The sequence below is a fragment of the Nocardia sp. NPDC003345 genome (assembly GCF_053589395.1).
In genome coordinates, this window is record NZ_JBSFRU010000077.1 from 1 (window position 1) to 20,800 (window position 20,800).

Genomic DNA, 20,800 nt, shown 5'->3' on the forward strand with positions numbered 1-20,800 from the left:
AGCTCCCTGGGCGGTGTGTATCTGCTGTTACTCCTGCTCGCCCGGTCCGGATATTCACCCTCGCGGGCAGTGTCACCTCCTCACCCTCGCGGGCAGTGTCACCACCTCACCCTCGCGGGCAGTGTCACCTCCCCACCCTCGCGATCAGGTCACCACCCCACCTTCGCGAGCACGCCCACCACCCCACCTTCACGAGCACGCCCACCACCCCACCCTCGCGAGCACCCCCACCACCCCACCCTCACGGGCAGAGTCACCTCCCCACCCCCACACCCCCTCCCCCCAGTAGGCTCACCTTTGTCCACCCACCACCTAGAAAGCCCGCTACTTGAGATATTTCTACGATTCGGAGTTCATCGAGGACGGCCGTGTTATCGATCTTGTTTCGATCGGGGTCGTCTGCGAGGACGGGCGGGAGTACTACGCCGTCTCCTCCGAGTTCGACGCGGAGCGGGCGGGGCCGTGGGTGAACAAGAATGTGCTGCCGAAACTCCCTCCGGAGACCTCACCGCTGTGGAAGTCGCGCATCCAGATCCGCGACGAGCTGTTTCGGTTCCTGGTGCCCCGCCCCACCGTGCAGCCGGAGATGTGGGCCTGGGTGGCGGCCTACGACCATGTGGTGCTCTGCCAGCTGTGGGGGTCCATGGTGGAGCTGCCCACGGCACTGCCGCGCTATACCAACGAGCTGCGCCAGCATTGGGAGGCGCACGGGCGGCCGGAGCTGCCGCCACCGCCCCGGGACGCCCATGACGCTCTCGCCGATGCCCGGCATAACCTGGCCAAATTCGAGGCCATCGAATCGGCGCGGCGGCGGCGCGCCGGCTGAGACCGGATTTGCCAACGAGAAGGCCCCCTGGAATCTCGGATTCCAGGGGGCCTTTCGCTTGTGCGTTGTGCTCAGTGACCGTGCCGGCCGTTGCCGTTCGAGTCGGCTTCGTCCTGCACTCGTTTGAGCACGGCGAGCTGCCGGTGCTCTTCTTCGAGCTCCGTCGCGAAGTGATGGTCGCTCTCTTCGCGCGGATCGGGCCGCAGGAAGCTGCCGGTACCGGGCTGGCCCGCCGAACCGAGCTGGTTCATCTTCTTCGGTACGACCGCACCCTGGTATTCCAGGGGCAGCGGGTGGCCGTGCGAGTCGACCGGTCCCAGCGGCTGGTGCACCTCGATGTACTCACCGTGCGGCAGGCGCTTGATCACGCCCGTCTCGATCCCGTGCTCGAGCACCGCCCGGTCGCTGCGCTGCAGGCCGATGCAGAACCGGTAGGCGAGGAAATACGCTACCGGCGGCGCCACCAGCAGGCCGATGCGGCCGATCCAGGTGGTCGCGTTCAGCGAGATATCGAACTTGAACGCGATGATGTCGTTGACGCAGGACAGTGTGAGCACCACGTAGAACGCGATGGCCATGGCGCCGATCGCGGTGCGGACCGGGACGTCGCGCGGCCGCTGCAGCAGATTGTGCCGCGCGGTGTCGCCGGTCAGCTTCTTCTCGATCCACGGGTACATGACCAGGACCGCGAACACCAGGCCCATGATCAGCGCTACCCAGAAGGCCGCGGGGATGGTGTAGCGACCCAGGTACAGCTCCCACGGCGGCATCAGGCGCGCCATACCGTCGGTCCACATCATGTAGAAGTCGGGCTGTGAACCGGCGGAGACCTGCGACGGGTTGTACGGGCCCAGGTTCCAGATCGGGTTGATCTGCAGGACGCCGCCCATGATCGCCACGAAACCGAGGGTGAAGGCGAAGAACGCGCCCTGGTCGGCGGCGAACACCGGCACGATCCGGGAACCGACGACATTGTTCTCGGTGCGGCCCGGTCCGGGGAACTGGGTGTGCTTCTGGTACCAGACGATCGCGACGTGCGCGGCGATCAGTGCCAGCATGATGCCGGGCAGCAACAGCACGTGGGCGATGTAGAGGCGCGGGACGATGATCTCGCCGGGGAAGTCCCCGCCGAACATCAGCCAGTGCAGCCAGGTGCCGACCACCGGTACGCCGATGGTGATACCGGAGAAGGCCGCCCGCAGGCCGGTGCCCGACAGCAGGTCGTCGGGCAGCGAGTACCCGAAGAAGCCCTCGAACATGGCCAGGATCAGCAGCAGCGAACCGATCACCCAGTTGGCCTCACGCGGCTTCCGGAAGGCGCCGGTGAAGAAGATGCGGAACAGGTGCACGATGATCGAGGCCGCGAACAGCAGCGCCGCCCAGTGATGCACCTGCCGGACGAACAGACCGCCGCGCACCTCGAAGGAGATGTTCAGGGCGGTCTCGTAGGCCCGCGACATGCCGACGCCGCGCAGCGGCTGGTAGGCGCCGTCGTAGGTGACGTGCGCCATCGACGGGTCGAAGTACAGCGTCAGGTAGATACCCGACAGCAGCAGGATGATGAACGCGTACAGCGCGATCTCACCCAGCAGGAACGACCAATGGGTGGGGAACACCTTGTTGATCGATCGTTTCACGAACGCCGCGGCGCGGTAGCGCTCGTCTATCTCGTTGGCCTGTGCCACGAGCTTGCTTCCAGCACTCATGATCGACGCTCCCAGAAGGCCGGGCCGAGGGGTTCGATGAAGTCACCGTTGGCGACCAGGTACCCCTCTGAGTTTACGGTGATCGGCAGCTGCGGCAGCGCCCGGGCGGCAGGACCGAAGATCGGCTTACCCCATTCGGTCGCGGAGAACTGCGACTGATGGCACGGGCACAGGATCCGGTTGGTCTGCTGTTCGAACAGCGAGGTCGGGCAGCCGAGGTGGGTGCAGATCTTCGAGTAGGCGAAGTAGTCGCCGAAGTTGAAGCTCTCCTGACCCTTACGTTTGATCGCGTTCTTCGCGTCCTCGGGCCGCAGGCGGATCATCATCACGGCGTTGCGGATACCGCGCAGCGACTGCAGGGTCGCGTGCTCGTCCCCGCGCCAGGATTCCTTCCAGGGGAAGACGGTCTCCATGGCGCCGGCGTCCAGATCCTCCGGACGGACCAGCACGATGTCCTGCGGGCGGCCGGTATCGCGGCGGATGTAGACGGTCTCCCCCGGATAGTCCGGGGTCCAGCCCGACACCCACAGCGGCGATTTGTCGCCCTTGGCCCACGGGTTCTTCACCATGCCGCCCACGAACACCAGCAGGGCGCCGATCCCGAGCACGCCGACGCCGGCGCCGGCGGTGCGGGTGATGAGCTTGCGGCGGCCCAGGGTGGAGGTCTCGGCGGCGTCGCTGAGTTCGGCGGCCAGGGTGCGCCGCTCGACCTCGGCGGATTTACCGTCGTGACGGTCCTGGACCGACAGCTCCGCGGGGATGAACTTCTTACGGATCAGCACCACCGCGATACCGATGGCCAGGATCGAGATACCGAAGGTCAGGCCGTAGAGCGGGGTGGCGAGCGAGTACAGGCCGTGGCCGCTGTTCTCTTTCCCCTTGTACTCCCAGGGCCAGAACAGGAACACACCCACCAGCGCGGCCGCGGCCAGGCCGGAGATCGCGAACCACATCGCGACCTGCCGTTCGGCGCGCTTCTCCGCCCGGGTTCCCGGCACCGGCCAGCGTTCGCGCCGGTAGACGACCTCGACACCGTCGCGGGCGGTACCGAGCTCGACCAGCTCGTCCCGCGACATCGCGTCCAGTTCGGCCTCGGTCGGTTCCGCCGGGGTCGCGGCCGCGGAATCTTTGTCCAGGCGACCCATCTCGTCTCGCTCCTGTTCTTCACTCATCACTAGGGCCCTTTCGATGGGACATCCCCGGACGCCCTCCGTGGTTACGCGAGCTGCCGCCTCCGGGCGCTGACCCGGTCATGTCCGGGATCCGATCCAGATCGCCGCACCCACGACCGCCACGATGCCGATGGTCCACATGGCCAGGCCTTCGGTGGCGGGACCGAAACCGCCCAGTCCCCAGCCGCCGGGCGATTTCGCCTCGGCCGCGTCCTTGACGTAGGCGATGATGTCGCGCTTCTCCTCCGGCGACAGCTGCCGGTCGGAGAACTTCGGCATGTTCTGCGGGCCGGTGACCATGGCGGTCCAGAGCTGCGCCTCGGTGGCCGGCTCCAGCGACGGAGCGAACTTTCCGGAGGACAGCGCGCCGCCGCGGCCGGTGAAGTTGTGGCAGGAGGCGCAGTTCATGCGGAACAGTTCGCTACCGCGGCCGATATCGGTTCCGCGCAGCGATTCCGCCGCGACCTCGCCGTTGGCATCGCGCGGCACCGTCGGCCCGCCACCGTTGGCGGCGACGTACGCGCCGATGGCGTCGGTCTGGTGGGCGTCGAACTTCGGTGGTTTGCGTTCGGCCTGCGCCTCGTTGCGGACCATCGGCATACGACCGGAGGACACCTGGAAGTACACGGCCGCTTCGCCGACGCCGATGAGGCTGGGACCGCGGTCCGCCACGCCCTGCAGGTTCGCGCCGTGGCAGGTGATGCAGGAGGTCTCGTACAGCTGCTGACCCTCACGGATCAGCGCCACCGAATCCTCGTTCGCCGTGGCGACCTGCGGTTCGGGGGTGAGCGCCGAGGCGAGGAATCCGGCTCCGACGAGACCCACCAGCAGCGCGAGCCCGCCCGCTATCCGTCGGCGGATGCGGCGCTGCCTGCGCTGTTTGCTGGCCTCGCCGTGCCCACCGCTGGCGGGCGCTGGCGCTGTCGGGGGCGATGAACTCATCTGTGTCCCTTTGGAGTAGACGGAACCGGGCTGGTGAGCTGGCGTCACTGGACGAAATAGATCACGGCGAACAGCCCGATCCAGACGATGTCGACGAAGTGCCAGTAGTACGAGACGACGATCGCGGCGGTGGCCTGCGCGGGGGTGAACTTGCTCATCGTGGTGCGGGCGAGCAGGAACAGGAACGCGATCAGACCGCCGATGACGTGCAGGCCGTGGAAGCCGGTGGTGATGTAGAACACCGATCCGTAGGAGCTGCCGGCGATCGAGGTTCCGTGGTCCACCAGATGGATGTACTCGTAGGCCTGACCGGCCACGAAGAACGCTCCCATGACAAAGGTGAGCAGGTACCAGCGGCGCAGCCCGAACACGTCACCGCGTTCGGCCGCGAACACGCCCATCTGGCAGGTGAACGACGACGCGATCAGCACAGCGGTGACCGGAATCGCCAGACCGAGGTTCAGCTCGGTCGGCGGCATCGGCCATTCCGGCGCCTGACTTCGCGCGACGAAGTACATCGCGAAGAGGCCGGCGAAGAACATCAGCTCGCTGGACAGCCAGATGATGGTACCGACGCTGACCATGTTGGGCCGGTTCAGCGAATGCACACGCTGGGTTATGGCCGATCCTGAGGTACCTACTGCGGTCGTCACGGGGTAAGTATGACTCTTCGTAGTACGACAGTCGAAGTCGGGTTCCCAACTCGATCATTTGTGTCGGGATTCACCTGCTCCGTGGAGCTCTGGAACAGATTCGGCGTGTCGCGGTCCTCCGCCTTCGCTCCGGCGTCCGCGTGTGGCGATCCTCCCCTTCGCTTCGGCGTCCGCGTGTGGCGGTCCTCCGCCTTCGCTCCGGCGTCCACGTGTCGAGATCCTCGGTCTCCGCTGCGGCGTCCGCATCCGCAGGCCGGCCGGCCGGCCGACACAGCACCATCCGGTACCGGCCGCGGGAGGCGGGGACGCACCCGGTCCGCGGATGAGCTTCACCCCCACTTCGCGGTTTAGGGTGTGCGTGACCATTCGGTCACCCGCGAATCGGTGCGACGAGGAGATTGAGATGAGCGTGCGCAGCTGGCCCCGGATGCTGGGGGCCCTCGCCGACGGACACGACCTCACCGCGGACGATACGACCTGGGTGATCGACGAGATCTTCACCGACAACTCGACCTCCGCGCAGATCGCGGCCTTCGGCGTGGCCATGAAGATCAAGGGGCCGACCCCGTCCGAGCTGTCCGGGATGGCCCGCGGCATGCTCGGGCACGCCCGCCTGGTGAAGGTCGACGGCGACGCGGTGGACATCGTGGGTACCGGCGGGGACCGGTCCGGGTCGGTGAACATCTCCACCATGTCCTCGATCGTGGTGGCCGCCGCCGGGGTGCCGGTGGTCAAGCACGGTAACCGGGCCGCATCCTCCAAGAGCGGCGGCGCGGACGTGCTGGAGGCGCTCGGGGTGAAACTGGCGCTGGGCCCCGAATCGGTGGCGCGCTGCGTCCGTGAGCTGGGTATCGGCTTCTGCTTCGCCCCGCTGTTCCATTCCGGCCTGCGCTTCGCCGGACCGGCGCGTAAAGAGATCGGGATCCCGACCGTGTTCAACGTGCTCGGCCCGCTCACCAATCCGGCGCAGCCGCGGGCCGGCCTGGTCGGCTGCGCGTTCGACGATCTGCTGGAGACCATCGCCGGGGTGTTCGCCGTGCGCGGCGCCGGCGCCCTGGTGGTCCGGGGACGCGACGGCCTGGACGAGATCACCACCTCCGATGTCACCGACGCCTACGTGGTCACCGGCGGCGAGGTCCACCGGACGGTGATCGACCCGCTGCGTCTCGGCATCCCCCGGGTGGACCTGGACGCCCTCCGGGGCGGGGACGCCACGGTGAACGCCGGGGTCGCCCGGGATGTGCTCGCCGGAAACGCCGGCGCGGTACGCGATGCCGTCCTGGTGAATTCGGCCGCCGCGATCACCGCCTACGACCTGTCCCGCGGCGCGGACCTCGGCGGCGATCTCCACGACCATCTGGCCGCCGGGATCGAGCGCGCGGCGACCGCCGTGGACAGTGGCGCGGCCGCGGACCTGCTCGACCGCTGGGCCGCGCTCACCCGCACCCTCGGCGAGAACTGACCGTGCGCCGGGACCGGCGCCGATCGGTCACTCCCCGATCGAGAACCCCGCCTCGACATCGGCGCGTGAATACGATTTGAACGCGATATGGGTGACCGTGCGCTGGACACCGGCGACCTTGTCGATCCGCGCGGTGACCACTTCGGCCACCTGTTCGTGGTCGCGGACCCGGACCAGCGCGATCAGATCGATGTCCCCGGCGCAGGAGTACACCTCGGCGACCCCCTCGGTATCGGCGACCGCCTGCGCGGTTTCCGGAATACGGCCGTTGTCGGCCTGGATCAGCACGATCGCGGTAATCATGGACAACAGCCTAAGGCGCTCAGCCGCGTAGTTCGTCGTAGGAGGTCGCCTCGCGGGCGGCGCCGGCGGCCGCGTCCGCCGCTTCGGCCCAGCCGAGCCAGCGCCCGGCGCCGCCGGCGGGTTCGCGGTAGCCCTCGGAGGTGCGCACGATCCGCACCCCGGGGCGTTCCAGCCAGCGCAGGATGACCCCGGTCTCCTCCGGCGGCGCGCCCCGCAGCGGCGGGGCCGTGGTCCACGAGGGATCCGGCGGCAGTTCGGCCGTGAGGGTCGCGTCCGCCCCCGCGATCGCCTCGGGCCCGGCGGGGCGCACGGTCTGCGCCGCGGCGACGATCTGCTCCACCACCGGCATCGGCGGTACCCGGTGGCCGGCGGTACCCGCGCCCGCGAGCCGGCCGTAGCGCACGACCGAGAATTCCCAGCCGCCGGCGCCGTCGGGATGCGCGGCGATCAACTCGGGGATCCGGGCCAGTGCGGCGAGCCGCTGGGTGCGGCGCAGGGCCCGGATGACGGCGGCGGCGCGGTCGCGCAGACGGGCCGCGGCCTCGTACTGCTCGGTGGCGGCGTACTGCTCGATCCGGGCGAGCATCACCCGGATCGGGCGGTCGTCCGCGCCGGCGAACAGGGCCCGGGCCATCGCCGGGGCGGCGGCGTACGCGGCGGCGGGCCGGGGGGCGGGCGCGGCGGCCGGGCAGCCGCCCACCGCCTCGGGCACGCAGGTGTGCAGCGCGGCCCGCGCCAGCCGGGTGGTACAGGTGCGCAGTCCGCAGTATTCGGCCAGTGTGGCGGCGATATCGGCGGCCGTGGCGCGGGCGTGGAACGGGCCCACCGCCGTACCGGCCGGGTCACGGACCAGGGTCAGGCGCGGGAACGCTTCGGCGGTGAGCGCGATCCACCACACCTTCTTCGGAAATTTCGAGCGCCGGTTGTACGGCGGGGCGTGGGCGCCGAGCAGGCGCAGTTCGCGTACTCCGGCCTCCAGACCGTGCGCGCACACCACGTGATCGACGCGGGTGGCCAGCCGTACCATCTCGCGGATCCGGCCGCGGGTCTCCGACCCGGTGAAATAGCCGCGGACCCGCCGGCGCAGATTCACCGCCGTCCCTATATAGAGGACTTCGCCGGACGGCCCTCGGAACAGGTAGACCCCCGGGGCGGCGGGCAGGTCGGCGGCGAGGCCGCGTTTGGCGCGCTGGCCGGCGGTCACCTCCGGGAGATAGTCGATCAGTTCGGTGAGGCTGTGCACGCCCTGATTACCGACCCGGCCGATGAGCGCGTGCAGGACGTCCACGGTGGCCCGGGCGTCGTCCAGGGCACGGTGGGTGGGAGTGGTGCTCGCCCCGAGGACCCGGGCCAGGACCCCGAGCCGGACCGAGGGCGCCTCGTCCTTGGCCAGCACCCGGCGGGCCAGCCGCACGGTGCACACCACCCGGGCCCCCGGCCAGGCGGTGTCGCAGCGCGCGGCCGCGGCCTTGAGGAAGCCGATATCGAATCGCGCGTTGTGCGCGACCAGGACCGCGCCGGCGGCGAACTCCAGGAAGCCGGGCAGGACTGCCTCGATGGCCGGCGCGGCGCGCACCATCGCGGTGGTGATTCCGGTGACCTGCACTACCGCGGGCGGGATGGCGCGGCCGGGATCGACGAGAGTGGCGAATTCACCGAGCACCTCACCGCCGCGAACCTTCACGGCCCCGATCTCGGTGATGGCGTCCTCGGCCGGGCTGGTTCCGGTGGTCTCGAGGTCGACGACCACGAAAGTGGTGTCGTAGAGCGGGGTGTCGAGCTGGTCGAACGCCAGCTGCCGGGCGGGCAGCGGGTGGGCTTCGGACACGGCGGGCAGAGTACGGGCCGGGTCCGACAACTTTCGCGTGACCGGATCGTTGTCCGCCGGGTACCGCAGGGACCGGACCCACCCGTGTTCCCAGCCGCACCCGCTTCTACCACCCATCTGTGCGGTAGTTCACACACAATGTGCAATAGCTATCTAATTGCCGCAATTTCCCGAAAATGGTCGAAGAGCCCAAAACGCGGAGACCCACCGGGGGCAACTATTTCGGCCGGTCGCAGCAGTGCCAGTGTCCGACCCCGGACACCCTCCCGCTCGAGCTGCGGAAAACAAGATCGTTCCGATTCCGGCGACCCCATCCGACCCACTGGCGCGCCGTCTCCGCGCACGCATACGTAACCGGGGCGCAATCTCCGCGGCCGCTGTGATTTCTCTCGCATAATTTGCCAGGAGGAAACTGCGGCGAAAACTTCCGCGGCGGGCACAGGCTTTACAAAACACCGTGATCCGTTCGTAATCTTTTCGAGACCTCGCGGAGTTCGGCGCACCAGAGCCGGTGTGGCCGGGCGGGGAGATCGAAAGGACCGCATCATGGCGTTCACCACCGTCTCGCGACAGGCGCGGCGCGTTGCCGCAACCGGAGCCGTCGGCGCTGCCACCCTGGGCGCGTTCCTGCTCCCCGCCGCCCCGGCCGCCGCCCAGCCGGTGACCATTCACGGCGTGGGAACCTTCGAGATCCCCAACGAGGTCCCGATCCCCGCCGGGATCCCGGGCGTCGAGGCGCCCGGCGCCGCGGGCGTCGTCCCCCCGTTCGTCACCCCCGTCAAGACCGCCGGCGAACTCGCGCTCGACGCGGCGCTGTCGAAGGTCGGATCGCCCTACGTCTACGGCGCCGCCGGCCCGGACGCCTTCGACTGCTCCGGCCTGGTGCAGTGGTCGTATAGACAGGCCGGGCGGGAGCTACCCCGCACCAGCGACGCCCAGCTGGCCCAGGGCGCCTCCGTCTCGATGAACGATCTACAGCCCGGCGATGTCGTGTCCTTCTACGGCGGCGGCCATTCCGGCCTGTACGCCGGCGACGGCAATGTCGTGCACGCCTCCACGTCCGGCACCCCGGTCCGGGTCGCGCCGATCTCCTCCATGCCGGTCGCGGGGGCCGTCCGCTACTGACCGCCACGCCCCGTGGGAAGGTCGTACGCGCGGGCCCGCAACACCGCCCGGACCGTACTGGACACCCCACGGGGCGTTCCGTAATCTAATCGAGACCTTCACCGGCTTGATCGCACAAGGCGTCACTACGAGAGCGGGGCACGGCAGGCCGTGGCAACAGATCAACGGAGTCATCGGAACCCCCGACGGGACCGACGGCCCGGCCGCACCGTCCTCGCCGCCGGACTCCTCGCGGCCGCCCTCTACGGTGGCGGGCCCGCCGGCGCCGACCCCGCCCCCATGCCCACCTCGGCCAGCGAAGCCGTCCAGCAGATGATCGATCTGTCGCGGCAGGCCGAACAGCTCAACCAGCAGGCACTCACCACCCAGGCCGATCTGGACGCGAAGCTCGCCGTCCAGCGCGACGCCGACGCGAAGGTGGCCGACGCCACCGCCGCGGTCGACGCGGCGCGCAACGAGGTCGCGAAATACCGGCCGATGATCGATCGCACCGCCATCGCCGCCTACCAGGGCGCCCGGACCAACCGGCTCTTCTCGGTACTGGTCAGCGACTCCCCGCAACAGCTGCTGGACCAGATGTCGACACTGGACGTGGTCACGGCCCAGACCGCCGATCAGCTCAAGCAGTACAAGCGGGCCACCGATGCCGCCACCGCCGCGCAATCGGCGGCCCGCGCCGCCGCCGACACCGCCCGCGCCGCCACCGATCAGGCCAATGCCGTCCGCGGCGACGTCCAGCGCAAACAAACGGATCTGCAGAACGCGGTCGCCAGGGTCATCGAGGCCTGGGGCGCCCTGTCGACCGCCGACCGCAGCGCCCTCGCCGGATCCCCGTTCCCGCCCGGATTCGACCGCGACACCCTGTTACGCGATCTCGTACCCGGTAGCGGCACCAGCGCCCTGGCCGCCGGTCTCACCCGCGTCGGCGACCCCTACGTCTGGGGCGCCACCGGCCCCGACCAGTTCGACTGTTCGGGTCTGGTGCAGTGGGCGTTCGCGCAGGTCGGTAAGCAGGTCCCGCGCACCAGTTCGGCGCAGGCCGCCTACGGCACGCCCGTCGGCCGATCCGAACTCCAGCCCGGGGACGTGGTCTTCTTCTACGACGACATCTCCCACGTCGGCATCTATGCCGGCAACGGGCTCATGCTGCACGCGTCCACCTTCGGCGTCCCCGTGGCCGTGGCCCCCATGGACTCCACCCCGTACCACTCGGCGCGCCGGTACTGAACCCCCGGAGCGCCGCTCCCGGCACCCCGCCAATACTGTGGATCGTATGGCTCGAACTCTGCTGGTTACCAATGATTTCCCGCCACGGCCGGGCGGTATCCAGTCGTATCTGCAGGCACTGGCCGGGCAGCTCCCCCCGGACGATCTGGTCGTCTACGCCCCCCGGTGGCGCGGTGACAGCCATACCCGGTTCGATGCCGGCCAGCCGTTTCAGGTGGTCCGGCACCCCACCACCCTGATGCTCCCCACTCCGGCGGTGGCACGGCGGGCCCGCAAGATCATGCGCGCCGAGGGCTGCGACGCGGTGTGGTTCGGCGCCGCCGCTCCCCTGGCACTGCTCGCCCCGCTGCTACGCCGCGCCGGCGCCGAACGGATCATCGCCAGCACACACGGCCACGAGGTCGGCTGGTCGATGCTGCCCGCGGCCCGGCAGTCGCTGCGCGCCATCGGTGAAACCACCGATGTGGTCACCTACGTCAGCAAATACACCCGCGGCCGGTTCGCCGCCGCGTTCGGGCGCAACGCCGCGCTGGAATACCTGCCCCCCGGCGTCGACCCCGGCACCTTCCGCCCCGACCCCGCCGCCCGCGCCGAACTCCGCGAACGCTACGGACTCGGCGACCGCCCCACCGTGCTGTGCCTGTCCAGGCTCGTGCCGCGCAAGGGCCAGGACGTCCTGCTGCTGGCCATGCAGCGAATCCGGGAGCGGATCCCCGGCGCGGTCCTCGTCATCGCGGGCAGCGGCCCCTACGAAGACCACCTCCGCGGCTTCGCGCAGGCCCTCGGGCTGGGTGCGGACGTGGTGTTCACCGGACGTGTCCCTTCCGCGGAACTCGCCGCCCACCACACCATCGCCGACGTCTTCGCCATGCCCGCACGCACCCGCGGTGCCGGGCTCGACGTGGAAGGTCTCGGCATCGTCTACCTGGAAGCCTCGGCGACCGGGGTCCCGGTGGTGGCCGGAAACTCCGGCGGCGCACCGGAAACCGTGCTCGACGGCGAAACCGGCCGGGTGGTCGACGGGCGCCGCGCCGACCACGTCGCCGAAGCGATCGCCGATATCCTCGCCGACCGCGACGCCGCCGCCGCGATGGGCGCCGCCGGCCGGGCCTGGATCGAACGCCAATGGCGCTGGGACGCCCTCGGCACCCGCCTGCGGCAGTTGTTGTGATTCCGGGGGGCGCTCCGTGCCTCGAGGATGCGCGCTTTCGGGGCAAGTGCACCCGGTAGGGGACGCGCGGGAGGTTGCGCCATAAACTCACGCGGGTGAGCAGTATCCAGGTCGCGGACCAAACTTTTCTCGCCGCCTCCGGCGATGCGGTGGCGGCCGTCCTGGCCGCCCCGAGCAGGTGGCGGGGCTGGTGGCCGGATCTCGAACTGGATGTCCGGGAAGACCGCGGCGACAAGGGGATTCGCTGGTCGGTGCGGGGGGCGCTGTCGGGCACCATGGAGGTGTGGCTGGAGCCGTCGCTGGACGGGGTGATCCTGCACTACTTCCTGCACGCGGAACCACCGCAACCGCTGCCGCCCCGCAAACTGGCCGCGGCGAACCGGGCCCGCCGGGTGGCGGGCAAGGTCATGTCCTTCGAGATCAAGGATCGTCTCGAGGGCGACCGGCCGGCCGGCGCCGACCCGCGCGAACACTGACGTTTCCGTACCGCACCGCCGAAAGGAACCACTGAGAACCTATGGCCGACCGGACCCAGAGATCGATCGTCATCGCGGCACCCGCGCGGCAGGTGATGTCCGTTATCGCCGATCTGGCTTCTTACCCGGAGTGGGTATCGGCGGCCAAATCGGTGGAAGTGCTGGAGTCCGGGCCGGACGGCCGGGCCCGTACGGCGCGGTTCGTTCTCGACGCCGGCGTGGTCAAGGACACCTACGTCCTCTCCTATACCTGGCAGCCCGACGATCGGGCCGTGAGCTGGACTCTGGTGACCGGCGAGTTGCAGAAGGCGCAGGAGGGGCGCTACGAACTCGTCGAGCAGCCGGACGGCGGCACCGAGGTGCGCTATGAACTGACCGTGGACCTGACCATTCCGATGATCGGCATGTTCAAACGCAAGGCCGAGAAGGTGATCACCGATACCGCGCTCAAGGAACTGAAGAAACGGGTCGAAGGCTGACCGGGCCGGGCGGCACCGGCGAGCGTCGCGCGGATATCCGCGCCGCGCGACCGCCCACGCGTATCGAGCTGTTCGTCGGCAAGGGCGGTGTCGGCAAGACGACCCTGGCCTGCGCGCATGCCGTGCGGTGCGCCCGGGACGGCGGCCGGGTGCTGCTGGCTTCGCTGGATCAGGCGCATTCGCTGGGCGACGCGCTGGGGTTGCGCTTCGCGCACGACGCGGGCGCGGTCCCGGGGATCACCCGGGTGGTGCCGGGGCTCGAGGTGATCGAGCTCGATTCGCTGGCGCTGCTCGAGGACCGTTTCCGCACGGTGGCCGATCTCCTGGGCGCCGATACCGGGCACGACCACGGAATCGATCTCACCGCCCTGGATCCGGCCGAACTGACCGGTCTGCCCGGTGTGCAGGAACTGCTGATGCTGGTGGAGGTCGCGCAGTACGCGGCGGACGACGAGTGGGATGTGATCGTGCTCGATTGCCCGCCCACCGCCGATATGCTGCGCATCGTCACCGCGCCCGAGACGGTGCTCGGCTACCTGGATCGGGTCTGGCCCCCGCATCAGCGGATGATGAGCGCGGCGGGGGCCGATCTGCGCCGCGCGGTACTGGCGGCCACGGTGCAGCGGATCGTCGCGGCGGTCACCGAGGTCCGGGATCTGCTGGCGGACCGGGAGCGCACCAGCGCCCGGCTGATCGCCCTGCCGGAGCGGGTCGCGGTGGCCGAATCGGCGCGGGTGCGGTCGGCGGCGGCGCTGCTCGGCTTGCGGCTGGAGGCGGTGGTGGTGAACAAGGTGCTGCCGCCGGTACCGGCACCCGGCCCGGAGCCGCAGCATCCGGCGGTGCACTGGTACCTGCATCGCTACGCCGAGCAACTGGACGTCATCGAGGGCCTGCGCCGGGCGATGCCGGAGGTCCCGGTGCTGGTGGCCGGGCATACCGGCGCCGAACCGGTGGGGATAGGCCCGATCGCGGCGCTGTCGTGCGTGGCGGCGCCCCCGGCCTCCGGCTACCCCGTTACCCCTCGGCCCGCCGATCCGGTGCCCTGCCACAACGGCAGCGATCGGGTCGGCGACGGCGACGGTCCCGTCCCGGACGGCACGCCGGCCACCGGTTCCGGCGCCGGGCCCTCGGTCCGCCTGGAATCCGGGAGCGGCCTGCAGTCGGTGTACGCGCTACGTATCCATCTACCCGTCGCCGATCCCACCACCCTGCGGCTGGGCCGGGTGGCCGACGATCTGATCGTGGGCGCGGACGGGGTCCGCCGCCGCCTGCGCCTGGCACCGGTACTGCGCCGCTGTACCGTCAGTGCCGCCGAACTCGACGACGGATACCTCGTTGTCCGTTTCCGCCCCGACCCGCAGGAGTGGCCGCAGTGACCGGAACCCACTATCGGCAGCCGGACGGCATCGCCGAATTCGCCGACGAACTCCGCCTGCTCGCCGAAGCCGTCCTCGAACGGGTGGAGCCGGTGCTGCGCGCCGCCGCGTCCGAGGAGCTGCCCGAGTGGAGCAGCTGTACCTGGTGCCCGGTCTGCGCCGCCGCCGCGCTGGTGCGCGGTGAGCACCATGAGGTGCTGGCCGCGGTCGCGACGCACGGCACCGCGATCGTCACGGTGCTGCGCGAGGCGCTGGCGGGTGTCCCGGTGGACCCGATGGGCGCCCACGACCACCGCCATGGCGAATCGGCGTCCGGGCAGGACCCCGAAGCGGATCCGGCCGCCGGGACCGCGGCGCCTGCCGGGACCGGCGGTGCGACGGCCGGTGCGGCCGGGAAGGCGCGCTATGTCGGTATACCCGTGAACATCAAGCAATGACGGCCTCCGGATCGGGCGCCCCGCTGACGGCCGGTATCGATATCGGCGGGACCAATATCCGCGCATCGGTGGTCGACGGCACCGGCGCGGTACTCGAGACCGTGCAGTGCCCCACCCCGCATTCGGCGCCCGCCCTGGAATCGGCACTGGATCGGGCGGTCCGCGAACTCGCCCGCCGTCACACCCTGGACGCGGTGGGGCTGGCCGTCGCGGGATTCGTCTCGCAGGACCGCAGCACCGTCCGGTTCGCTCCGCATCTGCCCTGGCGCGACGCCCCGGTCGCGAAACGGCTGACCGAGCGCCTCGGGCTGCCCGTTCTGCTCGAACACGACGCCAATGCCGCCATGTGGGCGGAGTACCGGTTCGGCGCGGCGGCCGGCGGACACAATGTGGTGCTGGTGGCCATCGGCACCGGGATCGGGGCGGCGCTGCTGATCGACGGGCAGTTGTACCGGGGCACCCACGGTGTCGCACCGGAACTCGGGCATCTGCAGGTGGTGCCGCAGGGCCGGGACTGCGGCTGCGGAAAACAGGGGTGCTGGGAGCGCTACTGCAGCGGAACGGCGCTGGCCGAGACCGCCATCGAAATGCTGGCGACCGACGCGGCGCCGTCGGCGCTGGCGCGGGACGTCCTCGCCGACCCCGGCGCCCTCACCGGGCGGCGGGTCGCCGACGCCGCCCATGACGGCGATCCGCTGGCCGTCCGGGTGATGGCCGATTTCGCGCGCTGGCTCGGACTGGGCCTGGCGTTCGTGGGCGATATCTTCGACCCCGATCTGGTGGTGATCGCGGGCGGGGTGAGCAGTTCGGCGCCACTGTTCCTGGACGAGGCCCGGGAGGAATACGCGGCACAGGTCACCGGCCACGGACATCGCCCGCTGGCGCGGATCCGTACCACCCAGCTCGGCGAGGCGGCCGGGATGGTCGGCGCCGCGGAACTGGCCCGCACCGCATTGATCGCGGGGCACTGACCAGGGCCGATACCTCCCACCCGCAGGTACCGAAAGGCGTCCGCGCGAGCGGATCCGCGCCGTCCCGACTCGTTCACATCGGTGAAACGCACTGGTGAACTATGTCCGCGAAGCTGTGAGTGAGATTGTGCGGCAGGTTGGATGTGATCTGTAACCAGCGGTAGAGTCGGCCCCGAGAGGTATTCCACAACATTCCATCCCGGTTCCCCGGAGATAAGGACGTCATGTTCTACTGGCTGCTTAAGTTCGTGCTGCTGGGCCCGTTCATTCACCTCTACAACAGGCCCGAGGTGGAAGGCGTGGAGAATATCCCGGCCGACGGACCGGCCATCATGGCGGGAAACCATCTCTCCATCGCGGATTGGCTGTTCGCCCCGCTGTCGAGTCCCCGGCGTATCAACTACCTCGCCAAGGCCGAATACTTCACCACCCCCGGGCTCAAGGGCCGGCTGCAGAAGTTCTTCTTCAGCGCCAGCGGCCAGTACCCGATCGACCGCAGCGGCGCCTCCGCCGCCGAGGACGCGCTCAACGCCGCCCGGGCCCTCCTCGACGAGGGCCGGCTGGTGGGTCTCTACCCCGAGGGCACCCGCTCCCCCGACGGCCGCCTCTACAAGGGCAAGACCGGTATGGCGCGGCTCGCGCTGGAAACCGGGGTTCCGGTGATCCCGGTCGCGGTCATCGGCACCGACGAGGTGAGCCCGCCCGGAGGTTTCCGCTGGAAGCGGCGCAAGGTCACGGTGAAGTTCGGCAAGCCGATCGATTTCTCCCGCTACGAGGGGATGGGCGGTAACCGCTTCGTCGAACGCGCGGTCACCGACGAGGTCATGTACGAGCTGATGCAGATGTCGGGCCAGGAATACGTGGACGTCTACGCCGCCAGCCTGAAGAAGGGCGTCCCCTCGGGACCGGCATCACATACCCCGCGTATTCCGGAGTCGGCCGCCGGCTGACCCCGGCGCGTACCATGGGCAAATGACGGTTCGTGCGAAGATCTGCGGTATCCGGTCCCGGACGGACCTGGACACGGCGGTGGATGCCGGCGCGGATGCGGTCGGATTCATCTCCGGGACAACCCATTACAGCGAGGACGTGCTGACAGCGGAAGCGGCCGCGGAGCTGTCCGCCGCCACTCCCCCGTTCGTGAACCGGGTCCTGGTCACCCATCTCGAAGAAGCCCACGCCATCCTCGATCTCGCCGACCGGGTCGATGTCGACATCATCCAGGTACACGGCCTGGTGGACGGCGACACCCTGCGCGCGGTCCACGGTGCCGCCCACGGCCGCACCATCGTCCGGGCGGTGCACGTCACCGGCCCGGACTCGCTGTCCACCGCCCGGGCCGTCGCCGCCGATTGCGACGCGGTCCTGCTGGATTCGCGGACCGCGGACCGGCTCGGCGGCACCGGCCGGACCCACGACTGGTCGCTCAGCGCCCGCATCGTGCGTGAGCTCGCCGGGATCGGCCGTCCGGTGATTCTCGCCGGCGGCCTGAACCCCGATAACGTCGACGAGGCGATCGAGGCCGTGCGCCCCTTCGGTGTCGACGTCAACAGCGGGGTCGAAACCGCCGCCGGAGACAAGGATTTCGCGGCCTGCGCGGCGTTCGTCAAGACGGCGCACGAACGCGACCCGGGTTACCGAGTTCCAGCCCCACGGCCCCGAGTACCAGCGCTCCGGCCAGCAGGGTCGCACCGGTGATATCGGCGCCCACCACCGCCGCACCGGCCAGCGTCGCCACCACCGCCTCGTTCAACCCCACCAACCCCGCCGTGACCTCGTCCAGGTCCCGCAGCGCCAGCCAGTAGCAGGCGAACCCCGGCCCGAGCAGCAGCGCCCCGATCGCGGCCAGCGCGAGGGATTGCCCCGGCGACGGTCCCGCACCGGCGAACACCGCCCAGCCGAGCAGCGGCGCTCCGAGCACCGACGCCGTGAGCAACTGCAAACCCGCCGCCGGACCGCTGGGCCGGTCCGCCGATTCCCGGACCACGAGGGTGATCAGGCCCGCGACACAGGCGGCACTGGCCACCGCGAGCGCGCAGCCGGCCAGCGCCGGACCGACGGCGGTATCGGCGGGCTGGTTCCCGGCGACCAGCCAGATCGCCGCCGCGACGGCCACCAGCTCCGCGGCCACGGCCACCGTGACCGCCCGCCGCCCCCGCAGGATCTGCGTGATGATCATCAGCACCGGCGCGGTGAGATGCAGCGCCACCACCACCGGCAGCGGCCCGATATGCAACGCGGCGACGTAGCAGACCAGGTTCAGCACCTCGAGCACGCCGAGCTTAAGGAACAGTCCGGGCGCGGCACGGAAATCCCGCCAGGGCCGCGCCCCGCGTAAAGCCGTGAACGCCAGTAATGCCAGCCCACCGCCCGCGGCCACCGGCGCGGCCGCGAACCCGGCGGCTCCGACACCGGCGATACCGGCGCTGGACGCACCCCACAGGCTGGTGGCCGCGATGAGCAGCAGCAGCCCCCGGCCGGAGCCGTTCACGACAGCAGAAAGGTGACGACCGGGAGGATCACGGCGGTGTAGGCCGCGAACACCGCGGCCGCCGTGCGGCCCTTCGGTACCGACGGCAGCCGGGTGGCGATACCGGTGAAAGTCCCCATCGCCACGAAGAACGACCCCCACACCACCAGCGACCGGCTGGCCACCACGCCGAGATCGTCAGCGAACACGATGGCCAGCAGGGCGATGGTGAGGCCCGCGGGCACCGCCGCGAACAGCGTCATCGCCCCCGCGTCGTTGTTCATCAGTACCGAGCGCCCCTGAAAGCCCACCACCTCCTGGGCGTCACGCGGATGCACCCCCTGCTCCCGGCAGATCATGTCGAAAACGGTCGCCGGGTTGACCCGGTCGTTGACCATCCGCCGGACCGCGTCCATGGCCGCCAGGCCCTGGACGGTCGCGTAGGAGGTCACGAATCCCTCGGTGGATGTACGGAACCCGCCACGCGCCGCCGACAGCTCCTGCGTCTCCTGCAGTTCCAGCAGCTCCACCAGGCCGCGGCGGACGCCCGGGTCGAATACCGCCCGTTCGTCCGCGGTGACCACCGCGGCCACCGCCAGATGCAGGCTGAGATGGCGCCAGGTATCGGCGACCGGACCGCGCCGGAACGGCTCCTCCTCCACCCTCGCCTCACCCTGCCGCAACCCGTGCAACATGCGTTCGACCGTCATGGCCCGCACCCGTTCGACCCGTTTACCGCCCACCGCGGCGATCTCAGGGCGCGAAAGCAGCAGCGCGGTGTACGCGCACGTGTACATGGGCCGGGTGCGCGGGTCCTCGTCCAGGATCAGCGAGGCCACCAGCGATGTTCCGTGCAGCAGCGCCGCGGCCGCCGTCTCGTCCTCGGCCGCCAGGTTCGCCAGGGCGTGCAGTGCGGCCGTGGTGGCGGTCAGCGATACCGGGCCCACCGGACCCGACAATCGCCAGCCCCGGGTGTCCGGATCCCGTTTCGCCAGCAGTTCACGCAGGCAGCCGGTCACCGCGGGATCCGTGGCCGGGACCCCCAGACAGCTCATGGCCCGCAGCCGCCAGGACAGATCGATGGGAGAGCGGAACTCCCAGGCGCCGCTGTCGGTGTCCACCACATCGCGCCGCACCAAGGCCAGCACCTCGTCGGCGCGCGGCACCGGACGCCGCGCCGTCGTCAACGCGACCACCGCCTCCGCGGTGTTCTGCGGATTCGGCGGTACATCCGACACCCAGCCCCATCCGGCGCCGCCGAGACGATCGCCGAGCTGGCTGCGATGCAGCCAATCGACGGCCCACTCCATCCGCTGCTCGATATTCGACACCCCGGCCCCTTCCCTCGCGCCCTCGACACCGGATTCCGCAGGCACCCAGGAATTCTCATCACCCTACCGGGCCGCCCGATACATCCGTGCGGGTTTACGTCTACGCTGTGGACCCGGTAACCCACGGCGAGTTCCGGACTCGCGGGCGGGGCGGAGGGAGATTCGGATGTTCAAATCACTGCTGGGCGCGCTCGGCTCGAACACCGTCGAGGTGGAGACCGAGCTCTTCACCCCCGGTGTCCAACCCGGGCAACCGGTGCGCGGAGTGATCCGGATGCGCTGCCGCGACCGTCCGGCGCGGATCAACGGTGTCGCCGTGGAACTCATCACCCGCGCCGAACGCGAATACGAGGACGGCGAACACCTCGTCGACCTGTCGTTCGCCCGGCAACCGGTATTCGGCCCCTTCGAACTGGTACCCGGGCATCCGCTCGAGGGACAGTTCGAACTGGTGGCCCCATGGGAAACACCGATCACCTTCTACAACGGGCGCCATCTGCACGGCACCGCGGTAGCGGTGCGGACCCGTGTCGATGTGGACGGCGGATTCGACGCCGCCGATACCGATCCCATCGGCGTGGGCGCCCTACCACCGCAGCATGTACTCCTGGCCGCGGTGGAAGCGTGGGGCTTCGGTTTGCGGCACGCCGACGTGGAGGCCGGGCGGGTGGACCGGATCCCGCATGTGCTGCCGTCCTTCCAGGAGATCGAATTCGGGCCCTCCCCGCAGTTTCCGGGCCTGAACCAGCTGGAGGTGACCTTCCTGGCCGACCCGCACGGTATGTACGTGGTCCTGGAAGCCGATAAGCGCGCCCTCATGTTCGCGCCCGGCCGTGACGTCATGG

The 20,800-nt window shown here is 69.9% G+C and carries 21 protein-coding genes; 13 read left to right on the forward strand and 8 right to left on the reverse strand.

The window, feature by feature from the left end; genetic code table 11:
• The first annotated feature begins 328 nt into the window (after positions 1-328).
• Complete coding sequence (locus tag ACWDU1_RS11785) at positions 329-826, forward strand: polyadenylate-specific 3'-exoribonuclease AS (protein ID WP_449997849.1); 498 nt, start codon at positions 329-331, stop codon at positions 824-826.
• Positions 827-897: 71 nt separating this feature from the next.
• Here the strand turns inward: ACWDU1_RS11785 and qcrB are convergent, their stop codons facing one another.
• From qcrB to ctaE, 4 genes are all read right to left on the reverse strand, one after another.
• Positions 898-2,532 carry a cytochrome bc1 complex cytochrome b subunit gene (qcrB, locus tag ACWDU1_RS11790; RefSeq protein WP_449997851.1) on the reverse strand — a complete coding sequence of 545 codons (1,635 nt, stop codon included), beginning with the start codon at positions 2,530-2,532 and terminating at the stop codon, positions 898-900.
• Positions 2,529-3,677: a cytochrome bc1 complex Rieske iron-sulfur subunit gene (qcrA, locus tag ACWDU1_RS11795; RefSeq protein WP_449997882.1), complete on the reverse strand. Its 1,149-nt coding sequence runs from the start codon at positions 3,675-3,677 to the stop codon at positions 2,529-2,531. The genes qcrB and qcrA overlap by 4 nt, the downstream gene beginning before the upstream one ends.
• Positions 3,678-3,782: 105 nt before the next feature.
• The gene (gene qcrC, locus ACWDU1_RS11800) at positions 3,783-4,646 is read right to left on the reverse strand and encodes a cytochrome bc1 complex diheme cytochrome c subunit (protein WP_449997853.1); all 864 of its coding nucleotides are present in this window, start codon (positions 4,644-4,646) and stop codon (positions 3,783-3,785) included.
• A 44-nt stretch (positions 4,647-4,690) separates the two neighbouring features.
• Entirely contained in the window at positions 4,691-5,299 is a 609-nt protein-coding gene (gene ctaE, locus ACWDU1_RS11805; protein WP_449997855.1) for an aa3-type cytochrome oxidase subunit III, read from the reverse strand.
• A 403-nt stretch (positions 5,300-5,702) separates the two neighbouring features.
• Here ctaE and trpD point away from each other — a divergent pair, with 403 nt between their 5' ends.
• Positions 5,703-6,761, forward strand: a complete 1,059-nt coding sequence (gene trpD, locus ACWDU1_RS11810; RefSeq protein ID WP_449997857.1) for an anthranilate phosphoribosyltransferase — start codon at positions 5,703-5,705, stop codon at positions 6,759-6,761.
• Between the two features lie 27 nt (positions 6,762-6,788).
• Here the strand turns inward: trpD and ACWDU1_RS11815 are convergent, their stop codons facing one another.
• Both ACWDU1_RS11815 and ACWDU1_RS11820 read right to left on the reverse strand, forming a co-directional pair.
• Positions 6,789-7,064 (reverse strand): Lrp/AsnC family transcriptional regulator, encoded by a 276-nt coding sequence (locus ACWDU1_RS11815; RefSeq protein WP_449997859.1) that lies wholly within the window; start codon positions 7,062-7,064, stop codon positions 6,789-6,791.
• 19 nt (positions 7,065-7,083) lie between these two features.
• Positions 7,084-8,892: a DEDD exonuclease domain-containing protein gene (locus ACWDU1_RS11820; RefSeq protein WP_449997861.1), complete on the reverse strand. Its 1,809-nt coding sequence runs from the start codon at positions 8,890-8,892 to the stop codon at positions 7,084-7,086.
• Positions 8,893-9,438: 546 nt separating this feature from the next.
• On the opposite strand from ACWDU1_RS11820, the gene ACWDU1_RS11825 reads away from it, so the two are divergent.
• From ACWDU1_RS11825 to ACWDU1_RS11870, 10 genes are all read left to right on the forward strand, one after another.
• Positions 9,439-10,017, forward strand: coding sequence for a C40 family peptidase (locus ACWDU1_RS11825; RefSeq protein WP_449997863.1), 579 nt, complete (start codon positions 9,439-9,441; stop codon positions 10,015-10,017).
• A gap of 279 nt (positions 10,018-10,296) precedes the next feature.
• Positions 10,297-11,244, forward strand: a complete 948-nt coding sequence (locus tag ACWDU1_RS11830; RefSeq protein ID WP_449997865.1) for an NlpC/P60 family protein — start codon at positions 10,297-10,299, stop codon at positions 11,242-11,244.
• A 46-nt stretch (positions 11,245-11,290) separates the two neighbouring features.
• Entirely contained in the window at positions 11,291-12,415 is a 1,125-nt protein-coding gene (locus tag ACWDU1_RS11835) for a glycosyltransferase family 4 protein (protein ID WP_449997867.1), read from the forward strand.
• A gap of 95 nt (positions 12,416-12,510) precedes the next feature.
• Positions 12,511-12,891 (forward strand): polyketide cyclase / dehydrase and lipid transport, encoded by a 381-nt coding sequence (locus ACWDU1_RS11840; RefSeq protein WP_449997869.1) that lies wholly within the window; start codon positions 12,511-12,513, stop codon positions 12,889-12,891.
• A 41-nt stretch (positions 12,892-12,932) separates the two neighbouring features.
• Entirely contained in the window at positions 12,933-13,370 is a 438-nt protein-coding gene (locus ACWDU1_RS11845) for an SRPBCC family protein (protein WP_449997871.1), read from the forward strand.
• Positions 13,371-13,474: 104 nt separating this feature from the next.
• Complete coding sequence (locus ACWDU1_RS11850; RefSeq protein WP_449997884.1) at positions 13,475-14,746, forward strand: ArsA family ATPase; 1,272 nt, start codon at positions 13,475-13,477, stop codon at positions 14,744-14,746.
• Complete coding sequence (locus tag ACWDU1_RS11855) at positions 14,743-15,183, forward strand: hypothetical protein (protein ID WP_449997872.1); 441 nt, start codon at positions 14,743-14,745, stop codon at positions 15,181-15,183. Before ACWDU1_RS11850 ends, ACWDU1_RS11855 begins: the two co-directional genes overlap by 4 nt.
• Positions 15,180-16,154: an ROK family glucokinase gene (locus tag ACWDU1_RS11860; RefSeq protein ID WP_449997873.1), complete on the forward strand. Its 975-nt coding sequence runs from the start codon at positions 15,180-15,182 to the stop codon at positions 16,152-16,154. Before ACWDU1_RS11855 ends, ACWDU1_RS11860 begins: the two co-directional genes overlap by 4 nt.
• Positions 16,155-16,378: 224 nt before the next feature.
• Positions 16,379-17,104: a lysophospholipid acyltransferase family protein gene (locus ACWDU1_RS11865; RefSeq protein ID WP_449997874.1), complete on the forward strand. Its 726-nt coding sequence runs from the start codon at positions 16,379-16,381 to the stop codon at positions 17,102-17,104.
• A gap of 22 nt (positions 17,105-17,126) precedes the next feature.
• Positions 17,127-17,852, forward strand: coding sequence for a phosphoribosylanthranilate isomerase (locus ACWDU1_RS11870; protein WP_449997876.1), 726 nt, complete (start codon positions 17,127-17,129; stop codon positions 17,850-17,852).
• On the opposite strand, the gene ACWDU1_RS11875 is transcribed toward ACWDU1_RS11870, so the two are convergent.
• On the reverse strand, positions 17,761-18,645 hold the full coding sequence (locus ACWDU1_RS11875) for a hypothetical protein (protein WP_449997877.1): 885 nt from the start codon (positions 18,643-18,645) through the stop codon (positions 17,761-17,763). The two genes, ACWDU1_RS11870 and ACWDU1_RS11875, sit on opposite strands and share 92 nt — an antisense overlap.
• A complete protein-coding gene (locus tag ACWDU1_RS11880; RefSeq protein ID WP_449997878.1) occupies positions 18,642-20,000 on the reverse strand; it encodes a hypothetical protein in 1,359 nt (452 codons plus the stop codon). The genes ACWDU1_RS11875 and ACWDU1_RS11880 overlap by 4 nt, the downstream gene beginning before the upstream one ends.
• A 121-nt stretch (positions 20,001-20,121) precedes the next feature.
• On the opposite strand from ACWDU1_RS11880, the gene ACWDU1_RS11885 reads away from it, so the two are divergent.
• On the forward strand, positions 20,122-20,800 hold a 679-nt coding region (locus ACWDU1_RS11885), incomplete at its 3' end, for a sporulation protein (protein ID WP_449997880.1).

Bases quoted from the DNA above. Each gene is read 5' to 3' on its own strand.
- ACWDU1_RS11870 (WP_449997876.1), top strand. From the start codon at position 17,127: ATGACGGTTCGTGCGAAGATCTGCGGTATCCGGTCCCGGACGGACCTG.
- ACWDU1_RS11835 (WP_449997867.1), top strand. From the start codon at position 11,291: ATGGCTCGAACTCTGCTGGTTACCAATGATTTCCCGCCACGGCCGGGC.
- qcrA (WP_449997882.1), bottom strand. From the start codon at position 3,677: ATGGGTCGCCTGGACAAAGATTCCGCGGCCGCGACCCCGGCGGAACCG.
- qcrC (WP_449997853.1), bottom strand. From the start codon at position 4,646: ATGAGTTCATCGCCCCCGACAGCGCCAGCGCCCGCCAGCGGTGGGCAC.
- ACWDU1_RS11865 (WP_449997874.1), top strand. From the start codon at position 16,379: ATGTTCTACTGGCTGCTTAAGTTCGTGCTGCTGGGCCCGTTCATTCAC.
- ACWDU1_RS11830 (WP_449997865.1), top strand. From the start codon at position 10,297: ATGCCCACCTCGGCCAGCGAAGCCGTCCAGCAGATGATCGATCTGTCG.
- qcrB (WP_449997851.1), bottom strand. From the start codon at position 2,532: ATGAGTGCTGGAAGCAAGCTCGTGGCACAGGCCAACGAGATAGACGAG.
- ACWDU1_RS11815 (WP_449997859.1), bottom strand. From the start codon at position 7,064: ATGATTACCGCGATCGTGCTGATCCAGGCCGACAACGGCCGTATTCCG.
- ACWDU1_RS11845 (WP_449997871.1), top strand. From the start codon at position 12,933: ATGGCCGACCGGACCCAGAGATCGATCGTCATCGCGGCACCCGCGCGG.
- ACWDU1_RS11860 (WP_449997873.1), top strand. From the start codon at position 15,180: ATGACGGCCTCCGGATCGGGCGCCCCGCTGACGGCCGGTATCGATATC.
- trpD (WP_449997857.1), top strand. From the start codon at position 5,703: ATGAGCGTGCGCAGCTGGCCCCGGATGCTGGGGGCCCTCGCCGACGGA.
- ACWDU1_RS11825 (WP_449997863.1), top strand. From the start codon at position 9,439: ATGGCGTTCACCACCGTCTCGCGACAGGCGCGGCGCGTTGCCGCAACC.